The following is a 23499-nucleotide window of genomic DNA, read 5'->3' on the forward strand; positions in this document are numbered from 1 at the left end:
TGTCATCCTATCAAAGTTCTTTACGTACACCGGAATATTTTGCTAACTCAATAACTTTTCTAGCGCGTTCAATAATCGGTGCATCAATCATTTTGCCATTTAGAGAAATAACGCCTAGGCCTTTTCTTTCTCCTTCTTCTGCTGCTTCAACCACTTTTTTAGCATTTTCAACATCAGCAGCTGTTGGCGCATATGCATTATGTAGTAATTCGATTTGTCTTGGATTAATCAGTGATTTACCGTTATAACCTAGTTTTTTAATTAGGCTAACTTCTTTTAAGAAACCTTCATCGTCATTAACATTGGAATAAACCACATCAAAGGCATCAATTTTTGCCACACGTGCTGCATGTAAAACTGCACAGCGAGCATAAAACAGTTCGGTACCATCACCACGCTCAGTTTGCATGTCAACCAAATAGTCAAATGCAGCTAGCGCAATACCGATTAAACGAGGAGAAGATTTAGCAATAGAAACAGCATTAACCACACCTTGTGCAGATTCGATTGCTGCCATTAACTTAGTACTACCAACTTCACGACCACACTCTTTTTCAATTCGTTCAACGTGTGCTTCAAGTTCATGAATATCGTCTGCTGAGTTTGTCATTGGTAAACGAACCACTTCAACACCGGCACGTACCACAGCTTCAAGATCTTTTAAACCAAATGGCGTATCTAACGCATTAATTCTTACAACCGTTTCGATACCATGTTCTTTATAAACAGGTAGTAATAATGTTTGTGCAACTAATAAGCGAGCCGAATCTTTTTCTTTAATTGAAACCGCATCTTCAAGGTCAAACATGATTGAATCTGGTTTATATACGAAAGAAGTTGATAACATTGCTGCATTTGCGCCCGGAAGAAATAACATACTTCGACGTAATCTTTTCATAGTAATTTACTCCAATCTAAGTTTTCTTCTTCAGCGCCGCGTAATACTGCACATTGAATTCTTGCTTTAATCGCGCAATCTAGCGCACCTTTATCATCGATAATTATCATGCCATCGGTTACATTCAGATCACGTAATGTTTGATCGACAACAGCACGAATTTGATCGCCGAATTGTTTATTAACATCGCTATTAATAACAATTTCTATCCCTGTATTTGGCATAACTTTGACTAACAAATCACTCGATTCGAGAGTCCCAGCCATGGCTTCTTTTTGTATTTTCATTTTTTTACCTTTTAAAATGTATTAAATTTTAAATTTATCCAAATTAGCTGAAAGATAGTCCCAAGTTGTTGTTGGAACTAACTGTTTTATTTGTTCATATTGCCCCGATGCTAATAATTTTCTAACTAATGATGCCGATATAATCGTATCGCCTTCGGTTTTTCGCTCAATTTCAACAACAGTAATTGGCGATGAATGGCTAGCCGTATTGTCCATAAGCCAATAGCGCATAGCTTCATTATAGGCTTTAGTTACCTCATCATTCGGTTCAGTTCCGACGAAGCGGTAGCTGATATTTAGCGCTGGGGCAATATAATTTCGAAAAATAAGTAGGTCGATTCCCATATAAGCGTAATTTATCTTTGCTTTATCTTTTAAAAAATAAGTAGGGAATGTTGCTCTTGAAATAATATAAGGTGAACTTGCATGGACTGTCACATTCTTGAACTGCTTAGTTCCTTCTTGTACTAACTTTATTCGAGTTTCAAATGAAAATAATGAGGCATTTTCATTGACAACAAAAACATGCAACCAGTCACATTGATTTGCCGCATATTCGACAAGATATTGGTGACCTTTGGTAAAAGGGTTCGCATTCATCACAATGCTACCAATCTTTTTACCTTCTTTTTGTAGACTACTGAGTTGTTTACAGTACTGTTGAATACCAACAGGGGTGTTTTCCATCAGTACAACAAGATTTGTTATTTCAACAATAGGATAGAAACCGCATCCTTTAAAAAAATCAATATTTTCAGGTTTTGTATATAAAAATAGATGAAAATAGCCCTGTTCGTTGGCATATTTTATAGTGTGATCCATTAAGGTTAAATTAAGCTGATTACCTCGATATTCTGGATCAATAGCAACACATTTGATGATGTCACGGTCCATACCTGCACAAGCAATAATTTTACTGTTAATTTTTGCTACTGTAAAAATGGTCACTTGAGAGTCTAAGTCAAGATCTGATAACGCGAGTAACTGTTTTATCGCTTGATAATCTTGTTCCGACTTCGAAATATCAATAACTTCATAATCAGCTAAATCATACATAATGTTACCTTTTTTCTGCAACAACAGTGTTAATTAGACGTCCGATTTTAGTAATTTCTACTTCTATTTTATCACCATCTTGCATAAATACAGGTGGATGACGTTTTTTACCCACTCCACCCGGTGATCCTGTTAGGATAACATCGCCTGGTGATAAATGTGTAAAGGTACTGATATATGCAATTAATTCAGGTACAGTATGGACCAAATTAGAAATTGAGTCATGCTGCATTTGTTGACCATTTAGATATGTGGTCAGTGATAATACAGTCGGATCTGGGATTTCATCAGTGGTTGTTAAGTTTGGACCAAATGCGCCAGTACTTGGCCAATTTTTACCTGCTGTAAACCAAGTATATTGCCAATCACGAATAGAGCCATCCATGTAACAACTGTAACCTGCTACGTGTGATAAAGCATCTTCTTGCTTAATTCTAAAACCAAATTTACCAATAACAATGGCTAATTCACCTTCGTAATCTAACTCATTTGTAATAGCAGGTTTAATAATATTGGTTTTATGACCAGTTTGTGAATCAGGAAAACGAACAAATAATGTCGGCGCAGAACTGGTTTCATTAAATTCTGCTCGTTTTTCTGCATAATTCATTCCTACACATAAAATTTTGTTAGGATTAGGAATGACTGGTAAATAAGTAATGTCTTGTTCATCAATGTCACATGGTGCGTCAAGAAAGGTTTTGGCAATAGATAATCCTTCTTTGTCTGCAAGTAATGATTTTAAGTCGACGTATTTATCGTCTAATTTTTTTCTTAAATCAATAATGCCATTTTCAGTGAGAAGACCAAAACTTGCTCGATCAGAGACAAGATAACTGACAAGCTTCATGAAAACTCCTTAAAAGCTGTTTATGTTGATTGTAAATACAAAATAAAAATGAACAACCTTAGTATAAACCAAGGTTGCTCTTAAATATGTTAAAACTATACTAAGAAATTGCCGAGAATGAGTAATGATACTGATACATTGATCGCACCACCGATACGGGTAGCAATTTGAGCAAATGGCATTAATTCCATACGTTCAGCGGCAGTTAAGATAGCAACGTCACCTGTTCCACCTTGACCACTTTGACAACATGAGATTACTGCTGCATCAACCGGATACATACCTAATTTTTTAGCTACAAAGAATCCAGTGGTAACTAAACTAACAACAGTACACACAATAACTGTCAAGTTTACTAACGTAAAGGCTGATACAATTTTATCCCAAGGTGTGATTGCAACACCTACAGCAAATAAGATTGGGTAGGTAACAGAGGTTTGGAAGAACTTGTAAACCACTTGTGAACCACTTAAAACTTTTGGTGAAACACCTGATACTAATTTTACAAGAACTGCAGCAAATAACATACCTACTGGTGCAGGGATACCTGTTACTTTATGGCCAATCATACCAACCATGTAAAGAATAGCGGCTAATAATACACCTGAAGCAAAAGTTGTTACATCAATAACTGAATCAGCTTTAGTTGTTTTACTGCCAGCAATATCGTTTTCATCCGCTGGTAATAAACGACCATTACCGGTTAAATGTGGATACGCTTTACCAATACGGTTAAGAACACCACCACAAATAATACCTGTTAAACCACCTAACATAACAATTGGTAATACTCGGCCAAGTGCTTCACCTTGTTCCATACCTAAAATTGCAGCATAGCCAATTGAAAGTGGAATTGCACCTTCACCAACGCCACCCGCCATGATAGGTAATACTAAGAAGAAGAATGTTTCAAACGGTGTTAAACCAAGTAGATAACCTACACCTACACCGACAAGCATTCCGACAATCTCACCGCAAACCATTGGGCCAAAGATTTTTAAGAAACCTTGAATAAGGGTTTTCTTATCCATGTTCATGATACTACCAACGATGATACAACAAATGTATAAATAAAGAATGTGAGTATCTTTATAGAACTTCGTTGTCGCTTCAACAACCGGTTTAGGTAGAATGCCATAATAGACTAAAGCAGACGGAATAAAGGTTGCACAAATTGCAGCTGCACCCATTTTACCAACGATTGGCAAACGTTTACCAATTTCGCCACATAAAAAACCAAAAAAGGCACAAGTAACGACCATCACTACGATTTCACTTGGTAGTTTGCCTGTTACTAAAACTTCAGCGAAAATTAAGATACCAGCTATAATAAATAGCGGTAAAGGAATCACACCAATTTTATAATTATCCATAAGTTTCCACCATCCGTATGGCCAAAACTTTTGCGTGTTACATTCGCTTTGTATGTTATCTTTAACCGTTTCATTCTGCTTTTTTTCAACTGAATTGAAATCCACCATATTTTTTTTATCTCCAAAATATTTTTGCTTTGTTTGAATGGCGCATATAGTGACAAAATATTAATACTATTTTTGTGATATAAATCATAAATTGACAGTGGTTTTTATGGTTTTAAAGGCTCTATGTTTTTTAATCATGTGTTAAACTCACCATTAGCGATATTAAATAGACAATTAAGTATAAAAATGCGAAAACGTATTCATCTATCATTTACAACAAAATTATTTTTCTCTCTTTTAATTTTTTCATTAATTATTTTAGCTTTACTACAAAGCTATATATGGAATTTGACAGAAACTTCGCTGTATCGAAGTTTAGGCGAAAAAGCACAAATACAAGCCAAGGAACTGGCTGTTATACCGAGTTTAATCAAGTATGTTGAAGAAAGAGATACCGATAAAATAGCACAATTAATTTCGGATATTTATGAGCAAAGCGACGCAAGCTATATTGTAATAGGCGATGCTCAGGCCTATCGTTTATATCATACCGCAAATAGTGCATTAAATTCCCCTATGGTTGGTGGCGATAATCACGAAGTGTTAAGTGGTAATAGTAGTGTTACTATAAGCCAAGGCTCACTCGGTTTAGCCCTGCGCGGAAAAGCACCAATTATTGATAAGGGTAAAGTTATTGGTATTGTTTCGGTTGGTTATATGATTGATGACATTCATGTCTTACATGTTAATCAATTTATCCCTATTATCATTTTTTGTTCACTCCTATTTTTGGCATTGTTTATTTTTTCATTTTGCTTTTCTAAATCCATTAAAAAGCAGATGTTCAATTTAGAACCAAACGAAATTGCATTACTGGTTAAAAGTCAAAAATCGATTATGGAGTCAATTTTTGAAGGCATTATCGCAATTGATCTTAACTACAAAATAATCAATATCAATCAATCGGCGAGAAGTATGTTAAACTTTAATAATCATGATGATGATTTGCTTAATCGCAATCTACGTGATTTTATTCAATCTAATGATTTTATTTATGGTAGCGATAATCAAAATCAAGATATCCATGATTATATTTGTTATTTTAACGAAACGAGCGTGATTGCTAATAGGATTAGAATTATTGTTGATGATAAAATTCAAGGTTGGGTAATCACTTTTCGCAACTTCAATGATATTAATGTATTGAGTATGCAATTAACCCAAGTTACCCAGTATGTTGATAATTTAAGGGCAATTAGGCATGAACATCTAAACTGGATGGCAACATTATCTGGTTTAATTTATATGAAGCGTTATGATGAGGCACAGTCATTTATCGCTTTACATTCAGCTGATAATCAAAATAATTTAGATTTCATTACCCAGCATTTTAAAATAGCCGCTATTTGTGGATTATTAATTGGTAAATATTCAAAATCACATGAAATTGGTTTGAACTTAATATTTGACCCAGCGTGTCAATTAAATGCATTACCTACTTCAATATCTGAAACTGAATTTATGTCTATATTGGGTAATCTACTTGATAATGCATTTAATGCGTGTTTAAAAAACGATAATGGTGATAAATCCATTTATTTATATATAAGTGATGCTACAGACGAAATTGTCATTGAAGTAAGCGATCAAGGTTGTGGGGTAGAAGAAGAGCTTCGAGACTCTATCTTTGAACCGGGCGTTACTTCACAAGATAGTAAAGAACATGGTATTGGTTTACACCTTGTGTCAACCTACATAAAAAAGGCAAATGGTTATATTACGTTTGGAGATAATCAGCCTTACGGAACAATTTTTTCCGTTTTTATACCAAAAAATAGAGGTTAAAGTATGCAAGAAAATAAAGAAGATGCTATTAAAGTTCTCATTGTTGAAGATGAGCCTATTTTGGCAGAATTAAATGCTGATTTTATTCAGCGAGATACAAAAGTAAAAGTCGTAGGTATTGCTTCCAATTTAGAGGAAGCAAAAAAGATGGTAGAAAAGTTAAAACCCACTTTAATTTTATTAGATAACTATTTGCCTGATGGCAAAGGTATTGAATTATTTGAATATATTATTAATAACAACTTAAATTGTTATGTTATTTTTATTACCGCAGCTAGCGATATGGATACCTGTAGTAAAGCCATTAGATATGGAGCATTCGATTATTTAATTAAACCGGTGTCTTACCAACGTTTAAAACACTCTTTAGCACGTTTCGAACTGTTCTTATATCGTCAAAGCTTACAAAAGCATGTCAATCAGCGAAGAATTGATGAACTGTTCAACCTACAAACCAAAGATTTTGTTGATATTAATCGTCATTCAAAAGGGATAGAGGAAATTACCTTGCAAAAGGTTAAAGATCTTTTTATGCATACCGATACCCCTCAAACCGTTGATGAAATTGTTGAAAAAGCAAAAATCAGTAAAACTACAGCTAGACGCTATTTAGAGTATTGTGTTCAAACTAAAGTATTAACTGTCGAACTTAATCATGGAAAGATAGGCCGCCCTGAAAGATTGTACAAACGTCTAGGTAAATAGTTATTGTTGTTAGGTTAATTATTTGCTCAGACACCATCTTCTATATAATTGATAATTATATAAATATGCTTATTTGTTATTTTATCCATTAATTTTTTGATGTTAGATTGATTTTATCCAAGGGTTGGATTGTTTGAAATTAACGCATCAAAAAATAGGAGTAAGCATATGGCCATTGCGATAGGAAAAGTTGTTACTACCGAAAATAATGAAATTAACCAAGACGGTGCTTTTGTTCGTCAAACAAATCGTTTTGATACCCCATTTGGAAATAAACCGGGCATGTTACCGGTTGAGGCTGGTCGTTATCGTTTAATTTGGGCGGCGATTTGTCCTTGGGCACATCGGCAGATGATTGTTATCAAATTATTAGGTTTGGAAAATGTGATCAGTGTTGGCAAAGTTGCGCCAATTCGCACTGAGCATGGTTGGGAGTTTTCACTTGATCCTAATGGTGTTGACCCAGTGTTAGGCATCCGTTATTTACCAGAAATTTACGCTAAAACCGATCCTGAATATAATGGAAGAGCCACTGTTCCGACCGTTGTCGATGTAAAAACCGGCAAAGTTGTCAACAACGACTATTTTAAATTAACCAACTATTGGGAAACCGCATTCAAACCTTTCCATAAAGCGGGTGCGCCTGATCTCTATCCTGAACATTTACGTACTGAAATTGATGAATTGAATGATGTGATTTTTCATGAAGTAAATAATGGTGTTTATAAAGCTGGATTTGCTCGCTCACAAAAAGCTTACGAACACGCTTATCATCTTGTTTTTAATCGGTTAGATGAACTAGAAAAACGCCTAAGTAAGTCTCGATATCTTTTTGGCGATCACATTACCGATTCGGATATCCGCTTATACGTTACATTAGCGCGTTTTGATGTGGCTTATTATGCTGCTTTTAACACAAATCGTAATCGAATTATTGATTTTCCTAATTTATGGGCTTATGCCCGAGATCTTTATCAAATCCCCGCTTTTGGTGAAACAACCGATTTTGAGTCAATTAAAAAAGGGTACTTTTTAGGTAATAATGCCCATAATCCTTATGATATTTTGCCCTTAGGACCTGATGTAAGTCATTGGCATACTCCTCATAACAGAGATAAACAATTTCGTACTCATCAATAATTGATTATTGGGATAATACGCATGCCAAATATATTAGATTTCGGATTGATATTTACTCAAATACCTACGTTACTGGCTTATTTGCCAGTCACGTTATTTATTACCTTTTTTTCAATGCTGCTTGGCGTAATGTTTGGGTTAGTGATTGCCATTGTTAAAATGAATAAAATTCCTGTTCTTTCACAACTAGCATCGGTTTTTGTTTCATTCATTCGAGGAACGCCTTTACTTGTTCAGCTTTATTTAAGCTTTTATGGGATCCCAATTGTTCTGCGTTATATCAACTATTTTTATCATACTGATTTTAATATTAATAGTGTACCTCCAATGCTATTTGTACTCGTTGCCTTTTCTTTTAATGAAGCTGCTTATAATTCCGAGACCATACGAGCCGCGTTACAATCGGTCAATAAAGGTCAGATTGAGGCGGCACAATCGTTAGGGATGAGTTATAGCCAATTGTTACGACGTATTGTTATTCCTGAAGCATTTATTGTGGCATTACCAAATCTTGGTAATGCTTTTATCGGCTTGCTTAAAGGAACCTCGTTAGCCTTTGTCTGTTCAGTCACTGAAATGACAGGTCGCGGTAAAACCTTAGCAGGACACAGTTATCGTTATTTTGAGGTTTATATCTCTTTAGCGCTTATTTATTGGGCTTTAACCATTATTATTGAATTAATCATTAAGTATATGGAAAACCGGTTAACGATTTCTGACAGTGTGAATACGCCCAGTTATCGCCGAGGAAAATTATTATGATTAAGGTACAGAACTTAACGTTATCTTTTCAGGATAATCTTATTTTAGATCATCTTAATTTTGCCATAAAACCGCATGAAGTCGTTGCCATTATCGGTGCATCGGGTGCAGGTAAATCCACCTTACTACGCTGTTTAAATTTACTTGAAAAACCCCAGCAAGGTAACATCCAAATTGACAATTTTGGCTTGGATGTTAGCCGCATTAAACAACGCGATATTGTTCAGTTTCGCCAAAAGTCAGCTATGGTATTTCAACAATTTAATCTTTTTCATCAAAAAAATGCCTTAGAAAATGTGATGGAGGGTTTGATAATTGTAAAAAAATTACCAAAGGATAAAGCACGTAAAATTGCGCATGAAAAGCTTGTTCAAGTCGGGCTTGAGGGACGAATGTACCACTATCCAAAACAGCTATCTGGTGGACAACAACAGCGAGTAGCGATTGCCAGAGCATTAGCGATGGACCCTAAAGTGTTACTGCTTGATGAACCCACTTCAGCGCTCGATCCTGAGTTAGTCGGCGAAGTATTATCGACCATCAAATTAGCGGCACAATCAGGGATTACGATGATCCTTGTCTCGCACGAAATGAGCTTTGTGCATGAAGTGGCTAGTCGAGTGCTGTTTTTAGATAAAGGACAAATTATTGAGGATGGTTCACCTAAGCAGGTATTTACTAATCCGACCCAATCACGAACCAAATCTTTTTTAGCGAGATATTACAGTGCAATGCAAATGGATTATGAAATCTAATCAGTTTAAGAGGTATCAATGAGTATAAAGATTCAACAACATTGTGAAAATATTAATTGGCAAGATGTCGCCGATTTATTGGCTTTTTATGGACTTAGTTCATTCGATGCAACAACGCAAGAGCAAGTGTTTAAAAACAGTTATGGTGTAATTTTTCTACTGGAACAAGATCGCGTTGTAGGCGTTGGTCGTACATTATCCGATGGTATTTGTCAGGCGGCGATTTATAACATTGCATTAGCTAAACACTTGCACGGGCAACAATATGGTCGCTTAATTGTTGAAAAACTAGTTGAGCAGGTACAGCATTGCAATATCATTCTTTATACTCATCCACAAACAGTAGAATTTTATAAAAACTTAGGGTTTGATTTAATGAAAACAGGTATGGCTCGATATCAAGCCGATCATCGAATTGAAATGAAAAATATGGGTTTTATTTAAGTTTAACTCAATAATGCTCATTTAAAATGAAAGGAGAATTACGGTATGAATTATAAAAAATGGTATGGGTTTGTCATATTAGCCGCGTTGTTTTTGTCTGGTTGTGATAACCAAAATAAAGATTCACAATCCACTACAAAACAAAAAATTATTATTGGGACTTCAGGATCACCAAGCCCTTTTACGACGGTCGATGAAAAAGGGGAATTGGTGGGTTATGATATTGATGTGGTGAAAGCCATATTTAGCGAGTTACCTCAATATGAAATTAGTTTTGAAGTGACAGAATTCTCATCTGTTTTAGCTGGACTTGACTCTCAGCGTTATCAAGTTGGTGCCAATAATTATGCTATGAATGAAAAGCGCAAAGAGAAATATTTCTATTCCGATCCAATTTTTAGAAATCAGTATGTTATTGCTGTTGCTAAAAGTAACAATAACATTAATCGCTTTTCTGATCTTCAAGGAAAATCAACTGAAGTAACACCAGGACTTAATTATGCGACTGCATTAGAAACCTACAATGAACAAAATCCCAATAATCCTGTTAAAATTGTTTATAGTGAAGCCGATTTACTACCTGTCTTGCAACATGTTGAGAGTGGTCAATACGACTTTCAATTAATAGATAACGTGATGCTATCGCAATATATCAATGAGCATAAACTCAATCTCAAAACGATAGAATTAAGTCAAGAAGATGGTGATCGTATTGGTTCTCCATTTAGTTATTTGTTAATTAGTAAAGGCGCAAGTGGTGAGCGATTAACTCAAGATATTAACCAAGGTATACAAAAAATTATCAATAATGGCAAACTAACGACAATAAGCCAACACTATTTTGGTGCTGATTACTCACCTAAATAAGCTTTGTTCTCTTAAATAACCGAGTTTATTTGTCATGCTAATGGTAAGTAAACATCGGTTATCATCTCTGATGCTGGAAAAGTTAATCCTACATTTATGTAATGAAAAATCGGTGGATAATAGCCTATTTTCGCTCTACTTTGTGGCAACCACTGCTCAAGTAGATAGATGATAGCTTGGTTATTGTCTGGCGAACCAATATCACGTGCTTTGTCACAACGGAGCGCGGGAATGGTTTTACTGACAATACCATAGGGATTTTTAGCAATAGGCTTGTCTATTGATATAGCAAAATCGACGTGATGCTGTACTAACGGTGTGATAGCGGGATTGGTGTAATGGATACCATAACATCGGTATTTTTCGTTATCGAATAAGTTGTTCTCTTGTCGCCATTTAATGAGTTTATTGACAGTTTCATGTTCTAACAGTGGCGAACCATGATGTTCGATAACCACTAAATTTGTTGTGGGAAATCGCACAATTTCAACATCCATAATAACCTTAGTCACGTCATCTTCGTTTACTACTTATAATCATACTGAAATTCTTTATTGTTACTAGCATTGATTGTTAAATTTTATAAATTGACTTGACAAGCTAGCTGCACAACCAGATAATGGCGCCGTTTTTTTAACCTAAACTTTTTATTATAGCGAGGTGGCAAAATGCCTGTAGTTAACACTTTATCTTAATGCCGACACGGTATTTTCTATCATATTGTATTTTTGCTTTTACCTCTCAAAGCATTCTCGTTGCACTTCAATTTATAGATTTTTGCCTTGTCGGTTTTTCCTTATATTTTTGGAGAAAACATCATGACAATGGAATCTTATATTCAAAATTTAGAATTAATTAAATATCCAAGAACCCCTCATTTACAGGGTTCACGCTTACAATTTGGTGATAGCACTGACGGACAGCGCGCTTATAACGAGTTACATAATTGTTATATTGTCGTTGAAGAAAAACTCGATGGTGCTAACTGTGCTATAAGCTTTTCGCAAAGTGGCGAACTGTTATTACAATCGCGCGGCCACTACTTAATGGGTGGGTCAAGAGAGCGTCAATTTAATCTATTAAAACACTGGGCTAGTGTACATGAACATTGGCTATTAGAGCGATTAGAAGATCGTTATATTATGTATGGTGAATGGTTACATAAAAAACACACTATATTTTATGATGCATTACCTCACTATTTTTGTGAATTTGATGTTTGGGATAGACAACAACAATGTTTTTTATCGACCCAAAGGCGGCACCAACTATTAGCTAATGGTCCGGTATTATCAGTACCGGTGCTATTTGCTGGGCAAGCACCGACTAAATTAGCTGACTTATTAGCATTAGTTAAACAATCTTTAGCTAAAACTCAGCATTGGCAGGCTTGTTTTGAAAAAATAGTAACACGTGAAAAGCTAGATTTAACTAAAGCGTGGCAGCAGTGTGACCGCTCGGATTTAATGGAAGGACTGTATTTAAAGATCGAAAGCGAACATCACACAATCGATCGTTTAAAATGGGTGAGACAAGATTTTGTGCAAGCTATTTTAGACGCTGGCCAACACCATTTAGAGCAACCGTTTATTGCCAATCAACTGGTCGATAATGTCGATTTATACGCACCACAGTTAACCGTCAATTGGAATCAGCAAGTTGATGTAGGGAGATAAATAATGGACTATTTACAATTACAACAGCAAGTGGCTAACAGTATTGCTAAAGATAATTTTGATGACTGGTTAACGTGTATTCCAGCGTTAACTGCGCTTATTACCACACCACAAGACCCGTTACATCATGGTGAAGGTAATGTTTGGATACATACACAAATGGTATTGCGCGCATTAATTGAACAGACTGAGTTTGCAAAAGCTACTCAGGAGCAACAATTTGTGTTATTTATGACCGCATTGTTACATGATATTGCTAAACCAGAAACTACCGTGATTGATGAGGTCACGGGTAAAATCAGTCAACCAAGACACTCCCAAAAGGGGGAAATTCGTAGCAGAGTATTGTTGTGGCAAATGGCCGTACCTTTTGAACTACGTGAACAGATATGTCGTATTATCGCGGTTCATCAGGTTCCGTTTTTTGCGTTAAGTGATGCACATCAGCGCTATTCACCCCAATACCTTGTGCATCGTCTGTCATGGCAATTACCGGTTTGGATGCTATGCTTGCAAGCGAAAGCGGATATGCTGGGGCGTATCTGTACTGATAAAGCTAGAGTATTGGATGAAGTTGAGTTATTTAAACAACTCGCGTTGGAAGAAGATTGCCTTTATAAACCTCGTCAATTTGTTGATGATTATACGCGAGTACACTATTTTCGCGGCAGTAATGTCCTGCCTGATTATGCGCTATATCCACAACAAGGATCAAAAGTGATATTGATGTCTGGTTTACCGGCTTCGGGCAAAAATAGTTGGGTAAGCAAGCATTATCCAACATGGCCAGTTGCTTCTTATGATGACGCGCGCAGTGAACTCAAATTAAAGCATGGTGAAAATGAAGGATTAGTGATTCAATTTGTATTAGCTAAAGTGAAACAATGGCTACGAGATAAGCAGCCTTTTATTTGGAATGCCACACATTTATCACAAGACATGCGGCAAAAAGCACTCGATCTACTTTATGCCTATCACGCTGAGGTTGAAATCGTTTATATAGAACAACCGGAACAAGAGTTATATCGGCGTAATTTAAAACGCGATACAAGCTTAGCGAATAAAAAAATTCAGCGTATGTTTAGTAAATGGCAAGTTCCCTTACCGACCGAAGCACATCAGGTTAGCTATGTGATAAATCAGTAATTAACACAATTTTCAGCAATAGAATGGGGCTTTATTTAGCCCCATGTTTGTCAATTGATAGCTATGAAAGGGTTAAACTCCATTATCTTTAATTACTTTTTGATACCAATAGAAGCTATCTTTTTTAATTCGATTAAGTGTTTTTAAGTCATGATCATCTCGATCAACATAAACAAAGCCATAACGTTTTTTAAATCCTTGATGAGAACTTAATAAATCAATAACTGACCATGGGCAATAACCAAATAACTCAACACCATCTTCAATCGCATCATGACAAGCTGAAATATGAGCTTTAATATAATCAATGCGGTAATCATCATGCACTTTATTATCTGGTGTTAATTCGTCTGGTGTACCTAAGCCATTTTCAGTGATGATTAGGGGTAAGCGGTATTGTCGATAATATTCATTTAGGACTAAACGTAAACCCATTGGATCAATTTGCGCACCGTAAGTGCTTGCTGTTAAATTCGGGTTTTTTTCAATTTTAAAGTAACCATACAGATCAAAATCGATATCATTATGTTTAGTGCCAAATGGATGCTTTGCGTCTTCCGGTAAATAGCTTGCGACTAATGTTCGATAGTAATTTACCGCAATAAAATCCGGTTTAGCTTGTTTTAATATTTCGGCATCTTCTGGTTGTGTAATAGGGTAGATACCACAACGTTGCAAATAATGTTTATAGTATCCCGGATAATCTCCAAAACAGTACATTTCTAGGGCATAATTAGTTTTAAAATTATCATTCATTTTAGCTGCCCAAACATCCATTGGTTTGTTACTTGCAGGGTAGGTCATGGTGGATGATACCGCCGGTCCCACTTTGCTTCCGGCAATTAGCTCATGACAATCATTAGTTGCCATCGCATGCGCAACAAACATGTGATAATCCATTTGAGCTCTCACTTTTTCAGCATCAGCTGGTGCGACTTTATACATGTTCATTCGTTCGTTAACACGAATCATTAAATTTTGTTCATTATTGATTTGCCAATGTTTTACCCGATCACCAAATGCTTTATAGCAGATCTGAGCATAGCGTCTAAACGCATCGACACAACGACGGTCTTGCCAACCATTATATTTATCAACTAATGCAAAAGGTAAATCAAAATGATAAAGGGTAATAAATGGAATGATATCGTTTTTGATTAATTCGTTAATTACTCGATTATAAAAATCGATCCCAGCTTGATTTATTTCACCATCGCCATCCGGAATAATACGTGCCCAAGATATGGAAAAACGATAAGTTTTAAGTCCAAGCTCTTTAAACAACGCAATATCACTCTCTACATGGTGATAAAAATCACTGGCAACTTTGCTATCGGCTTGCACTGCTGAACGTTGAAATGAATTATAATCAGCAACGGTCATTCCCTTACCATCGGCATCCCATCCACCTTCAATTTGAAATGCAGAAGAGGATGCACCCCACCAAAAATCCTTAGCAAATGTTTTCATATTTTTACCTCTAAACTTGAATAAATAATAATTGGTCTTGATAATTAACGTCGATATCTTTGGTGTAGTCGACATTTTTATATTGTTCTGAATTAACGACAATTATTGATGTTGTTAAATCGTATTGTTGTTGCTTAATCTTATCGATGTCAAAGGATACAATTTTAGTTCCTTGTTTAATGTGTTGCCCCACTTCAACATAAGATTGAAAATATTTGCCTTGCAGTTTTACCGTATCGATACCAATATGTATTAATAGTTCTAATCCATTATCTAATTTTAAACCAATAGCATGTAAAGTGGGATAAAGTACTGTAACTGTGCAATCTGCTGGTGCAATGACTTCACCGATTTCTGGAGATATAGCGACACCTTTACCCATCGCGCCAGATGCAAACACTTCATCTTTAACTTCACTAAGCGCAATAACATGCCCTTTAATAGGGGAGGTAATAGTTTGATCGGAAAGTAATAAATCTGGGCTATGCGTTTGGTTTGATGTAGAAATTTCCTCACTGGGTAGATCTTGAAATCCAACAATCATCGTTAAAATGCATGAACCGAAAAAGGCAAAAGATATGCCAATTAAATAGCATAAAAATGCAGTTGTACCGGCTTCAGCGTAAACGGGAATAGTTAAAACCCCTTGATTGGCAAAAGCAGTACCGTACGATCCTCCCCAGCCCATTAGTCCACCCGCGATAGCGCCACAAATAACCGCACAAATCATCGGCTTTTTTAATCTTAAATTCGCACCATAAATTGCGGGCTCAGTAATACCAAATAAAGCGGTAATGGTTGCCGATGCCGCAACTGTTTTTAAATTTTTATTTTTGGTTTTGAAAAATACACCTAATGCCGCGCCAGCTTGTGAAAAGTTTGCCGCTCCAGCGAAAGCAAGTAAGTTCTGGCGTCCAGTTTGCGCTACGTCATTAATGCCGATTGGTACAATTGCTCGATGCGCACCAAAGATGACTAATATACACCATACACCACCGATAAATGCCCCTAATAAAATAGGACTAACACCCATAATGTAGTAATAGATCCAGTTTATAAATTCGCCAATGTAGATACCAATAGGACCGAAAATAAGTAATGTAGCTGGTATCATAATCAGTAATGAAAAGGTTGGTACCATGATAATTTTCAATACTTCAGGGATGATAAATTCTAAAAATCTTTGTACGTAACTTAAAATAAATATGGCTAAAATAATTGGAATAACGCTAGAAGTATAACTTGCTTTGGTTAATTCAATAGTAAACAGCGTAACTTCAGTTTTACTTGCCATTAAATTGACAATTGATGGATAGCATAACGTTGCCCCAATTATCATCGATATAAATTCGTGGGCTTTAAATACTTTAGCAGCGGTATAGCCTAGTATTATTGGCATGAAGTAGAAAACTGCATCTGATGCAGCATGTAAAATCGTGTAGGTGTTATAAGTTTTGATATCAGTTTGATAGTAATAATTGCCAATCATAACAGCAATCGCTAAAATCCCTTTTAACATACCGGATGCGGCAATTGCCGGAATCACGGGCGTAAAAATAGCAGCAAAAGCGTTAAGAATTTTTACGCCAATTGATACTTTAGGTGGCGTTAGTTCGCTGGTCTCTAATTTTCCGAGCAATGGCATGATTTCTTGATAAATTTTGGTGACTTTATTTCCTAGTACTACTTGATATTGTCCACTGCTTTCTACAACTGAAATAACGCCCTCTGTTTGTAATAATTTTTCACGATTAGCTTTGTTGCTATCAACTAATTGAAACCTTAAACGAGTAAAGCAATGCGTTAAGCTAACAACATTAGCTTTACCACCAACTAATTGTAAAATTTGTTGTGCAATTGTTTGATAATCCATTATTTTCTCCATTACATTACAGAATGGTTACACACTGATAAAAACTAAAACCCGCCAAATAAGGTATAGGGAATATCGGTTATAAAAATTTATAGAAGATATTTTCTGCTAATTTGTAAAATTATTTTTATCGTTGTTTGACTTACTTCAAGCTAACATAGTTTAAAAATTTAGACAAGATGGATTTGTTTGTTGCTAAATATCTAATTTAGATATATTTTTACATAAAGTAATTATAAGCAATAAAATGTTGTTCAAATGAAAGTGGCAAAAAAAAGATCGTATTTGTTGTTGTGTATTGTGTTTTTTTTCTGGTATGCACAATATATTTATATCCCTTATCAAACCCCTTATTTAGCTGCAATCCATATGACGACCAATTTTATTGGTATGGTGGTTAGCGCCTATGGTGTTTCACAGTTATTTTTACGCATACCTGTTGGATTATTAGCCAATGTTAAAGAAAAGCATAAGATATTTATCGTATTAGGATCGTTTTTAGCTGGATTTGCTTCAATTATTCGTCTTATACAACCTACTGGTTGGGGATTTTTGATTGGTAATATTATTTCGGGATTTGCCAGCGCCATGTGGATTTCATTTATGGTGTTGTTTATGGGGTTTTATCCTAAATCGAAAAAAAGTTATGCCACTAGCTTAATTATTATGGTGAATAATCTTGGTATTTTTTTAGCATTTTTATCAAGTACCTTGCTATTTGAATATTTTGGGATGCAATTTATCTGTTTACTCAGTTGTTTAAGCGGATTTATTGCTTTTATCTTAGCTATCAGACTGAAATACCCTGAAAGAATTCATCACAATTTTGATTATCATAATTTGTTTAACGTGTTTTTTGATCGTAAATTACTGTTTTTTTCTTTGTTGGCTTTAATTCAGCAAGGGATACAAATGTCGACAACTATGTCATTTACTAATCAGATATTAAGTGGATTAGGTGCTAGTTCAAGCTTAATTGGTTTATCTTCAATAAGTTATATGTTGGCATCAGTCTTGTTTGGTAAAGTAGGGGCAAGTAACTTGGTTAATAAATTGAGTATATCTACTTGGATTTTCCTGTCTTTTATGTTGCTGGCGTTGTATTGCATTTTGATACCGAAAGTTTCATCACCTTATGCCATTTTATTACTACAAGTTATTCCTGGAATGGGCACAGGAATATTATTTTCTTTTCTAACTTTTGAAGCAACATCTACTATTCCAGCTTATGCGCGCTCGGCGGCGATGGGTTTATTTCAAGCGATTTACGCGTTGGGTATGACATTGTTTCCTGTTATTGTTGGATACGTGAGTTTACGATATTCAATGAGTCTCGCTTATTTTATTTTAGCTATTATGGCTATTTTAGGGGCTGTTTTGTATGGGATTTATCATTTAAAAAGCAATAAAAAACAGGATTGATGTTTTTGGTTACCGTCTTGATATATATGAATTTAGGCATAAATGACGTGAATGTTATAAGTTAAAGTAATATAACACCATCTTGCATAGGGTTAAGTTAATCAAAGCCAATCAATAACCTTAATACGGTCAATCCATCTGTTTATTGTTATACAGATGAATTAGTACTGTGATAAGAACCAAGTAATGGCGATAAGATCAGCTGAGCCACCAGGACTTAAATTGCGTTTTATTAACTCGTTATCAAGCTTATTTAAATTTTGTTGACCATGAGTATGAATCACACCGCCTTGTAAAATCAGTTTTTTAGCTTGTTGTTGGACAAAGGCCAATCCATCAAGTCCCCCTCTTGCAACCAAATTGGTATCTTGGTTAAATGCGAGCAGATATAACAAGGTTTGTAATAAGCAAGTTTCTTCATCGTAGCCACTTTGCTGCATATTTTTTAAAATAGGGAGTGAAATATTTTTAACTGTTGCGTAACCTGACTCCGCTTCTCCCCGTGCACCAGAAAGGTTGTGGAGTTTATACAGCTTTTCACCAATTGAATAAGATGGATTATTTTGTTTTAATTCCTTATTGACGATACCTTGGCATATTATTGATACTTGCTCGCAAATTGTTTGCATTTGACATGCTAAGCCGAGCTGTTCGAGTTTGCCTATAGCACCAAGTATTAAACCGAAAGCAAATATACCACCTTTATGAGTATTGATTTGATTGGTCGCATTAAACATAGCTTGTTCACATTGTATGCCTATGGGTCTAATACCGTTTAAAAATACAGTGGGTTTTAGATAGGCTGCTTGTTTACCATATTGATAGAACTGTTCAAACCAAGTTGAAATAGCTGAAATGCTTTGGATAAATGTTTGAAAATCCATATCACGGTGTGCGCCATTATTGTTCATATCAACTAGCCCTGGTTTAGGTGATAAGCAAATTTCTTTAATTAATGCCTTAATAGCTAGTTGCGCAGGTAAACTAAAGTTTTTATGGTTGATGAGTTGCGATTCTAATAATGTCACTTGCTGTGAATATTTACTCATTATTGTCTAATACCTATCAAACGGTTACTGTATTATGGTTGTATTAACGAGATGCTTAGGTTGTGCTAAGTTGATCTCGTATTAGGGGTAACTTAATGTATTTTAAGTCTATTATCTAAAGCTCTGTAATAGGTGTTAACCATTTATACTAAAATCGGCGGATTGCACGCCTATTTCATCCACCTAATGATTAGTAACTAGATGGATTTATTATTACGACTAAAAATCACCATGTGAATGTGGCACAATTACTTCTCGAGTGCCGTTATGACTTGGTGCACTAATGATGCCTTCAATCTCCATTTGTTCAACTATTCGCGCTGCTCGGTTATAACCAATTCTAAATTTTCGTTGCACACTAGAGATAGAAGCTCTGCGCGTTTCAACCACAAACTCTACAACTTGATCAAATAGCGGATCGAGATCTTCATCAATGTTGTCAGCATGACTGCTATCATTATCATCGGTTGATACCGTCACATTTTCAATATATTTTGGTTTGCCGCGAGCTTTCCAGTCTTGCACAACTGCATGAACTTCTTCATCACGGACAAAAGCACCATGTACACGAATAGGAATCGAACTATTTGGCGCTAAATACAGCATGTCCCCCATGCCAAGTAGTGATTCGGCACCCATTTGATCTAAAATAGTACGTGAGTCGATTTTACTTGATACAGTAAAAGCAATACGGGTTGGTATGTTGGCTTTGATTAAACCAGTGATAACATCAACCGATGGGCGCTGGGTGGCTAACACTAGGTGAATACCCGCAGCTCTTGCTTTTTGGGCTAGGCGTGCAATTAACTCTTCCACTTTTTTACCAACAGCCATAATTAAATCAGCAAATTCATCGACCATAACCACAATGTAAGGCAATTTTTCCAATGTTGGCATGTTAAGATCCATGCTATCAGTAGGTTTCCAAAGTGGGTCAGGAATAGGTCTACCCATCTCTTCTGCCTGTTTTATTTTTTCATTATAGCCGGCAATGTTGCGGACACCTAAAGCTGACATTAATCGGTAACGTCTTTCCATTTCGTTTACACACCAATTAAGTGCGTTCGCCGCATCTTTCATGTCGGTAACCACTTGCGTTAATAAGTGCGGTATACCTTCATAAATAGAGAGTTCAAGCATTTTAGGGTCGATCATAATGAACCTGACATCTTCAGGTTGTGATTTGTATAAAATGCTTAAAATCATGGCATTAACACCCACAGATTTACCAGAGCCTGTGGTGCCTGCGACTAATAAATGTGGCATCTTAGCCAAATCTGCAACAACCGATTGCCCTGAAATATCTTTTCCTAATACGATAGTCAATGGTGATTGTGCATTGCGAAATTGTGGGCTGTCTAATACTTCTCTAAAGTAGACAGTCTGCCGGTTTTTATTAGGTAATTCGATACCGACATAAGGTTTACCCGGAATAACTTCTACAACTCGCACTGAAAGCATTGATAGTGAACGAGCAAGATCGCGATCAAGTGTTGATATTCGCGCAGCTTTAATACCAGGAGCTAGTTCAATTTCAAAGCGGGTGATCACAGGTCCTGGCATATAATCAACAACTTTTGCTTTAACACGATAGTCGGCTAAACTTTTTTCAATCAGTTCAGACATTGCATTTAATGCAGCATGATCGACTTCGATTCGAGTTGTTGGCGGTGCAGTTAATAAATCCAATGACGGTAGTGGCGTTGTTGGTTTTGGTAGTGGTTTATCATCTCGTCTTAATAATGGGTGAATTAAACTATCGTTTTCATCATCAATGGTAATTGGGTTATTGTGACTTTGTTCAACATCTGTATCGTCTAGATAGATGTCATCAATAACAGGGTTTTCATTTTTTAACGATTCAAGATCAACATCTTCGGGGATGTGTCTTTCAATCTCGGCTGTAGGATGTTCAATCTGAATTTCGGGTTCTTGATGTGTTGGTTGCTCATCGTCTTGAGTCGATGATTCTGGTTCGTTCGATATAAATTGGTTTGGAGCGATTGCATCGTTCGTTAAGGTAGATTCGTTATTATTTAACGTAAATAACGGTTTACTAGGCGCATCTGAAATGGTGTATTTATTTTCATCAAAAGGCTGCACTTTTTCTGAGTCTTTTGTTGTTTGGTTTGCTGTTGCTTGTAAATTATTGGCTAAATTTGATTGTGGCAACGTAGCATTAGTTTGATCTTGTGAAAGCGCTAACTTTCGTTCATTCATATTTTTTATAATCACTTCCATACGCGCTAAAATATCGTTTGGATCCAGATCTTTTTTAGGCTCATCATTAACTGGTGTGCTAGATAAATCAGGTTGATTGTTAGTCGTTTGCTCAAGCGACTGTAACAATTGCTCTGCTGTTTGGATTAATGCTTCATCATCCTTATTGAGTGTTATAGGATTGTTTTGTTCAAGCTGATTAGTGTCATCTAAATGACTAATCACTTTTTCTTCATTGGCTGTTATAGATAAAGGTTGCTCTGTATCTAAATTGACTTTATTGCTCTCTAATGGAATAACAACAGGCTGCTCTTTTGTTTGCGTTGTTAGTGCAATGTCTTTATCCCGCTGTTTGGTAACAGTGTGAGTGCTTGCACTGGCTTTATGTGATGAAAATAACCAGGTAATCGGCGTTAAAAGCAGCATGACTAATGCCCCAAGTTTTTCCATCAATAGTAACCATGATAATCCCGTTAATAGGGTTATACAGGCAAGGCTAACAATGAGTAATATAATCGATGCTGTAAAGCCATTCATTATAGGTAATAGGCTTTCGATAACAATTGAACCTAGGTATCCTCCAGCTTGGAACTGTTCTGCATCACGAATATTTAAAGTGAAAAAACCAGTACTACTAAAGATAAATGCTAAAATACCAATAATTCTGAATGATAAACTAAAATAGTTGATAGGTGCATTAGCGTGACGATAAAAATAGATCACTAATTGCAAACTAAAAAATAGTGCAAAAAAAGGAACACTGTAAGCAATAAAGCCTAAAAATTGGAATAGTATATCCGATGCATATGCACCAATATAGCCGCAATAATTGCTGATAGGGGTATGCCAAGCAGTACGTGACCAGCCGGGATCTGATGCATTGTAAGAAAATAGTGATAAAAATAAGCAGGCAGATAACGCTATTATTATTAATAAAATGAATTGGCTAAATATCTGTCTTCTGGTTGTTTTTGGCTTTTTCAAGTACGTACCTAAAAACGATTGCAATTAAAATTGTTGGCATTTTATCATAAATTACTTTTGCTCACAGAGTGAATAAAATATAAAACGTAATTTATTGTGACTGTGAGCGATTAATTGCCATTAGATTTTTATTAAACCTTTGTCCATTTTTGACATAATTTTGGGCATTTTTAATATTTGCTGCAATTTCGGCTTCGGTAAGGTGCCGAATTATTTTCGCTGGTGATCCCATAATTAAGCAGCCTTCTTGATAAGGTAAACTATGAGTAACTAAAGAATTAGCGCCAACCAGACAGTTTTTAGCAATTTTGGCATGATTTAAAATGGTACTTCCCATTCCGATTAAGACATTGTCTTCAATTGTGCAGCTATGAAGAATCACATTATGACCAACGGTGACATTTTCACCAACAATACACGGTATGTTAGTCTCGATATGCACGGTACAATTATCTTGAATGTTGCTGTTTTTGCCAATATGAATACTTGCAATATCACCTCGTAAAACGGCGTTAAACCAGATGGATACTCCTTGTTCTAGAGTCACATTACCAATGATATCAGCCGATTCGGCAATAAAACAATCTGGGTGAATTTGTGGGCATAAATCATCTAATTGATAAATCATG

At 35.8% G+C, this 23499-nt stretch carries 21 protein-coding genes; 10 read left to right on the forward strand and 11 right to left on the reverse strand.

Features of this window, described 5'->3' with window-relative positions; all coding sequences use genetic code 11:
- Positions 1–10: 10 nt before the first annotated feature.
- From citE to A9G09_RS10250, 5 genes are all read right to left on the reverse strand, one after another.
- Complete coding sequence (citE, locus tag A9G09_RS10230) at positions 11–898, reverse strand: citrate (pro-3S)-lyase subunit beta (RefSeq protein WP_065634738.1); 888 nt, start codon at positions 896–898, stop codon at positions 11–13.
- Positions 895–1185: a citrate lyase acyl carrier protein gene (citD, locus tag A9G09_RS10235; RefSeq protein ID WP_065634739.1), complete on the reverse strand. Its 291-nt coding sequence runs from the start codon at positions 1183–1185 to the stop codon at positions 895–897. Before citD ends, citE begins: the two co-directional genes overlap by 4 nt.
- Before the next feature lie 21 nt (positions 1186–1206).
- The gene (gene citC / locus A9G09_RS10240) at positions 1207–2241 is read right to left on the reverse strand and encodes a [citrate (pro-3S)-lyase] ligase (protein WP_065634740.1); all 1035 of its coding nucleotides are present in this window, start codon (positions 2239–2241) and stop codon (positions 1207–1209) included.
- A 4-nt stretch (positions 2242–2245) separates the two neighbouring features.
- Complete coding sequence (locus tag A9G09_RS10245; protein WP_065634741.1) at positions 2246–3091, reverse strand: fumarylacetoacetate hydrolase family protein; 846 nt, start codon at positions 3089–3091, stop codon at positions 2246–2248.
- Positions 3092–3186: 95 nt separating this feature from the next.
- Positions 3187–4518 (reverse strand): 2-hydroxycarboxylate transporter family protein, encoded by a 1332-nt coding sequence (locus A9G09_RS10250; protein ID WP_065634801.1) that lies wholly within the window; start codon positions 4516–4518, stop codon positions 3187–3189.
- A gap of 240 nt (positions 4519–4758) precedes the next feature.
- Between A9G09_RS10250 and A9G09_RS10255 the strand changes: the two genes are divergently transcribed.
- The 7 genes from A9G09_RS10255 (at position 4759) to A9G09_RS10285 (ending at position 11030) form a co-directional block, all read left to right on the forward strand.
- Positions 4759–6357, forward strand: coding sequence for a sensor histidine kinase (locus A9G09_RS10255; RefSeq protein ID WP_065634802.1), 1599 nt, complete (start codon positions 4759–4761; stop codon positions 6355–6357).
- A gap of 3 nt (positions 6358–6360) precedes the next feature.
- On the forward strand, positions 6361–7062 hold the full coding sequence (locus A9G09_RS10260) for a response regulator (protein WP_065634742.1): 702 nt from the start codon (positions 6361–6363) through the stop codon (positions 7060–7062).
- A 168-nt stretch (positions 7063–7230) separates the two neighbouring features.
- Positions 7231–8202, forward strand: a complete 972-nt coding sequence (locus A9G09_RS10265; protein WP_065634743.1) for a glutathione S-transferase family protein — start codon at positions 7231–7233, stop codon at positions 8200–8202.
- A gap of 21 nt (positions 8203–8223) precedes the next feature.
- Positions 8224–8964, forward strand: a complete 741-nt coding sequence (locus A9G09_RS10270) for an amino acid ABC transporter permease (RefSeq protein WP_065634744.1) — start codon at positions 8224–8226, stop codon at positions 8962–8964.
- Positions 8961–9719, forward strand: a complete 759-nt coding sequence (locus A9G09_RS10275) for an amino acid ABC transporter ATP-binding protein (RefSeq protein ID WP_065634745.1) — start codon at positions 8961–8963, stop codon at positions 9717–9719. The genes A9G09_RS10270 and A9G09_RS10275 overlap by 4 nt, the downstream gene beginning before the upstream one ends.
- Positions 9720–9737: 18 nt before the next feature.
- A complete protein-coding gene (locus tag A9G09_RS10280) occupies positions 9738–10163 on the forward strand; it encodes a GNAT family N-acetyltransferase (protein WP_065634746.1) in 426 nt (141 codons plus the stop codon).
- A 45-nt stretch (positions 10164–10208) separates the two neighbouring features.
- Positions 10209–11030, forward strand: a complete 822-nt coding sequence (locus tag A9G09_RS10285; RefSeq protein ID WP_065634747.1) for a transporter substrate-binding domain-containing protein — start codon at positions 10209–10211, stop codon at positions 11028–11030.
- A 32-nt stretch (positions 11031–11062) separates the two neighbouring features.
- Here the strand turns inward: A9G09_RS10285 and A9G09_RS10290 are convergent, their stop codons facing one another.
- Positions 11063–11542 (reverse strand): GyrI-like domain-containing protein, encoded by a 480-nt coding sequence (locus tag A9G09_RS10290; protein WP_141671569.1) that lies wholly within the window; start codon positions 11540–11542, stop codon positions 11063–11065.
- A 306-nt stretch (positions 11543–11848) separates the two neighbouring features.
- On the opposite strand from A9G09_RS10290, the gene A9G09_RS10295 reads away from it, so the two are divergent.
- Complete coding sequence (locus tag A9G09_RS10295) at positions 11849–12706, forward strand: RNA ligase family protein (protein WP_176700974.1); 858 nt, start codon at positions 11849–11851, stop codon at positions 12704–12706.
- 3 nt (positions 12707–12709) lie between these two features.
- A complete protein-coding gene (locus tag A9G09_RS10300; RefSeq protein ID WP_065634749.1) occupies positions 12710–13852 on the forward strand; it encodes an AAA family ATPase in 1143 nt (380 codons plus the stop codon).
- 72 nt (positions 13853–13924) lie between these two features.
- On the opposite strand, the gene A9G09_RS10305 is transcribed toward A9G09_RS10300, so the two are convergent.
- Positions 13925–15322: a glycoside hydrolase family 1 protein gene (locus A9G09_RS10305; RefSeq protein ID WP_065634750.1), complete on the reverse strand. Its 1398-nt coding sequence runs from the start codon at positions 15320–15322 to the stop codon at positions 13925–13927.
- 10 nt (positions 15323–15332) lie between these two features.
- Positions 15333–17195 carry a beta-glucoside-specific PTS transporter subunit IIABC gene (locus tag A9G09_RS10310; protein ID WP_065634751.1) on the reverse strand — a complete coding sequence of 621 codons (1863 nt, stop codon included), beginning with the start codon at positions 17193–17195 and terminating at the stop codon, positions 15333–15335.
- Positions 17196–17453: 258 nt separating this feature from the next.
- On the opposite strand from A9G09_RS10310, the gene A9G09_RS10315 reads away from it, so the two are divergent.
- Positions 17454–18617, forward strand: coding sequence for an MFS transporter (locus tag A9G09_RS10315; RefSeq protein WP_065634752.1), 1164 nt, complete (start codon positions 17454–17456; stop codon positions 18615–18617).
- 161 nt (positions 18618–18778) lie between these two features.
- Here A9G09_RS10315 and citG read toward each other — a convergent pair whose 3' ends face one another.
- The 3 genes from citG to A9G09_RS10330 all read right to left on the reverse strand — a co-directional run bounded on the left by citG (position 18779) and on the right by A9G09_RS10330 (position 23498).
- Positions 18779–19666 (reverse strand): triphosphoribosyl-dephospho-CoA synthase CitG, encoded by an 888-nt coding sequence (citG, locus tag A9G09_RS10320; protein WP_065634753.1) that lies wholly within the window; start codon positions 19664–19666, stop codon positions 18779–18781.
- Between the two features lie 219 nt (positions 19667–19885).
- Positions 19886–22870 (reverse strand): DNA translocase FtsK 4TM domain-containing protein, encoded by a 2985-nt coding sequence (locus tag A9G09_RS13260; RefSeq protein ID WP_369126358.1) that lies wholly within the window; start codon positions 22868–22870, stop codon positions 19886–19888.
- A gap of 91 nt (positions 22871–22961) precedes the next feature.
- The gene (locus tag A9G09_RS10330) at positions 22962–23498 is read right to left on the reverse strand and encodes a gamma carbonic anhydrase family protein (RefSeq protein ID WP_081297546.1); all 537 of its coding nucleotides are present in this window, start codon (positions 23496–23498) and stop codon (positions 22962–22964) included.
- Position 23499: the final 1 nt, after the last annotated feature.

It is taken from the genome of Gilliamella sp. wkB292, from assembly GCF_001690235.1.
GTDB classification, from domain to species: domain Bacteria; phylum Pseudomonadota; class Gammaproteobacteria; order Enterobacterales; family Orbaceae; genus Gilliamella; species Gilliamella apicola_F.

Excerpts from the sequence above, each read along its gene's own strand:
- citE (WP_065634738.1), bottom strand. The coding sequence starts at position 898 with ATGAAAAGATTACGTCGAAGTATGTTATTTCTTCCGGGCGCAAATGCA.
- citD (WP_065634739.1), bottom strand. The coding sequence starts at position 1,185 with ATGAAAATACAAAAAGAAGCCATGGCTGGGACTCTCGAATCGAGTGAT.
- citC (WP_065634740.1), bottom strand. The coding sequence starts at position 2,241 with ATGTATGATTTAGCTGATTATGAAGTTATTGATATTTCGAAGTCGGAA.
- A9G09_RS10245 (WP_065634741.1), bottom strand. The coding sequence starts at position 3,091 with ATGAAGCTTGTCAGTTATCTTGTCTCTGATCGAGCAAGTTTTGGTCTT.
- A9G09_RS10255 (WP_065634802.1), top strand. The coding sequence starts at position 4,759 with ATGCGAAAACGTATTCATCTATCATTTACAACAAAATTATTTTTCTCT.
- A9G09_RS10260 (WP_065634742.1), top strand. The coding sequence starts at position 6,361 with ATGCAAGAAAATAAAGAAGATGCTATTAAAGTTCTCATTGTTGAAGAT.
- A9G09_RS10265 (WP_065634743.1), top strand. The coding sequence starts at position 7,231 with ATGGCCATTGCGATAGGAAAAGTTGTTACTACCGAAAATAATGAAATT.
- A9G09_RS10270 (WP_065634744.1), top strand. The coding sequence starts at position 8,224 with ATGCCAAATATATTAGATTTCGGATTGATATTTACTCAAATACCTACG.
- A9G09_RS10275 (WP_065634745.1), top strand. The coding sequence starts at position 8,961 with ATGATTAAGGTACAGAACTTAACGTTATCTTTTCAGGATAATCTTATT.
- A9G09_RS10280 (WP_065634746.1), top strand. The coding sequence starts at position 9,738 with ATGAGTATAAAGATTCAACAACATTGTGAAAATATTAATTGGCAAGAT.
- A9G09_RS10285 (WP_065634747.1), top strand. The coding sequence starts at position 10,209 with ATGAATTATAAAAAATGGTATGGGTTTGTCATATTAGCCGCGTTGTTT.
- A9G09_RS10295 (WP_176700974.1), top strand. The coding sequence starts at position 11,849 with ATGACAATGGAATCTTATATTCAAAATTTAGAATTAATTAAATATCCA.
- A9G09_RS10300 (WP_065634749.1), top strand. The coding sequence starts at position 12,710 with ATGGACTATTTACAATTACAACAGCAAGTGGCTAACAGTATTGCTAAA.
- A9G09_RS10305 (WP_065634750.1), bottom strand. The coding sequence starts at position 15,322 with ATGAAAACATTTGCTAAGGATTTTTGGTGGGGTGCATCCTCTTCTGCA.
- A9G09_RS10310 (WP_065634751.1), bottom strand. The coding sequence starts at position 17,195 with ATGGATTATCAAACAATTGCACAACAAATTTTACAATTAGTTGGTGGT.
- A9G09_RS10315 (WP_065634752.1), top strand. The coding sequence starts at position 17,454 with ATGAAAGTGGCAAAAAAAAGATCGTATTTGTTGTTGTGTATTGTGTTT.
- citG (WP_065634753.1), bottom strand. The coding sequence starts at position 19,666 with ATGAGTAAATATTCACAGCAAGTGACATTATTAGAATCGCAACTCATC.
- A9G09_RS10330 (WP_081297546.1), bottom strand. The coding sequence starts at position 23,498 with ATGATTTATCAATTAGATGATTTATGCCCACAAATTCACCCAGATTGT.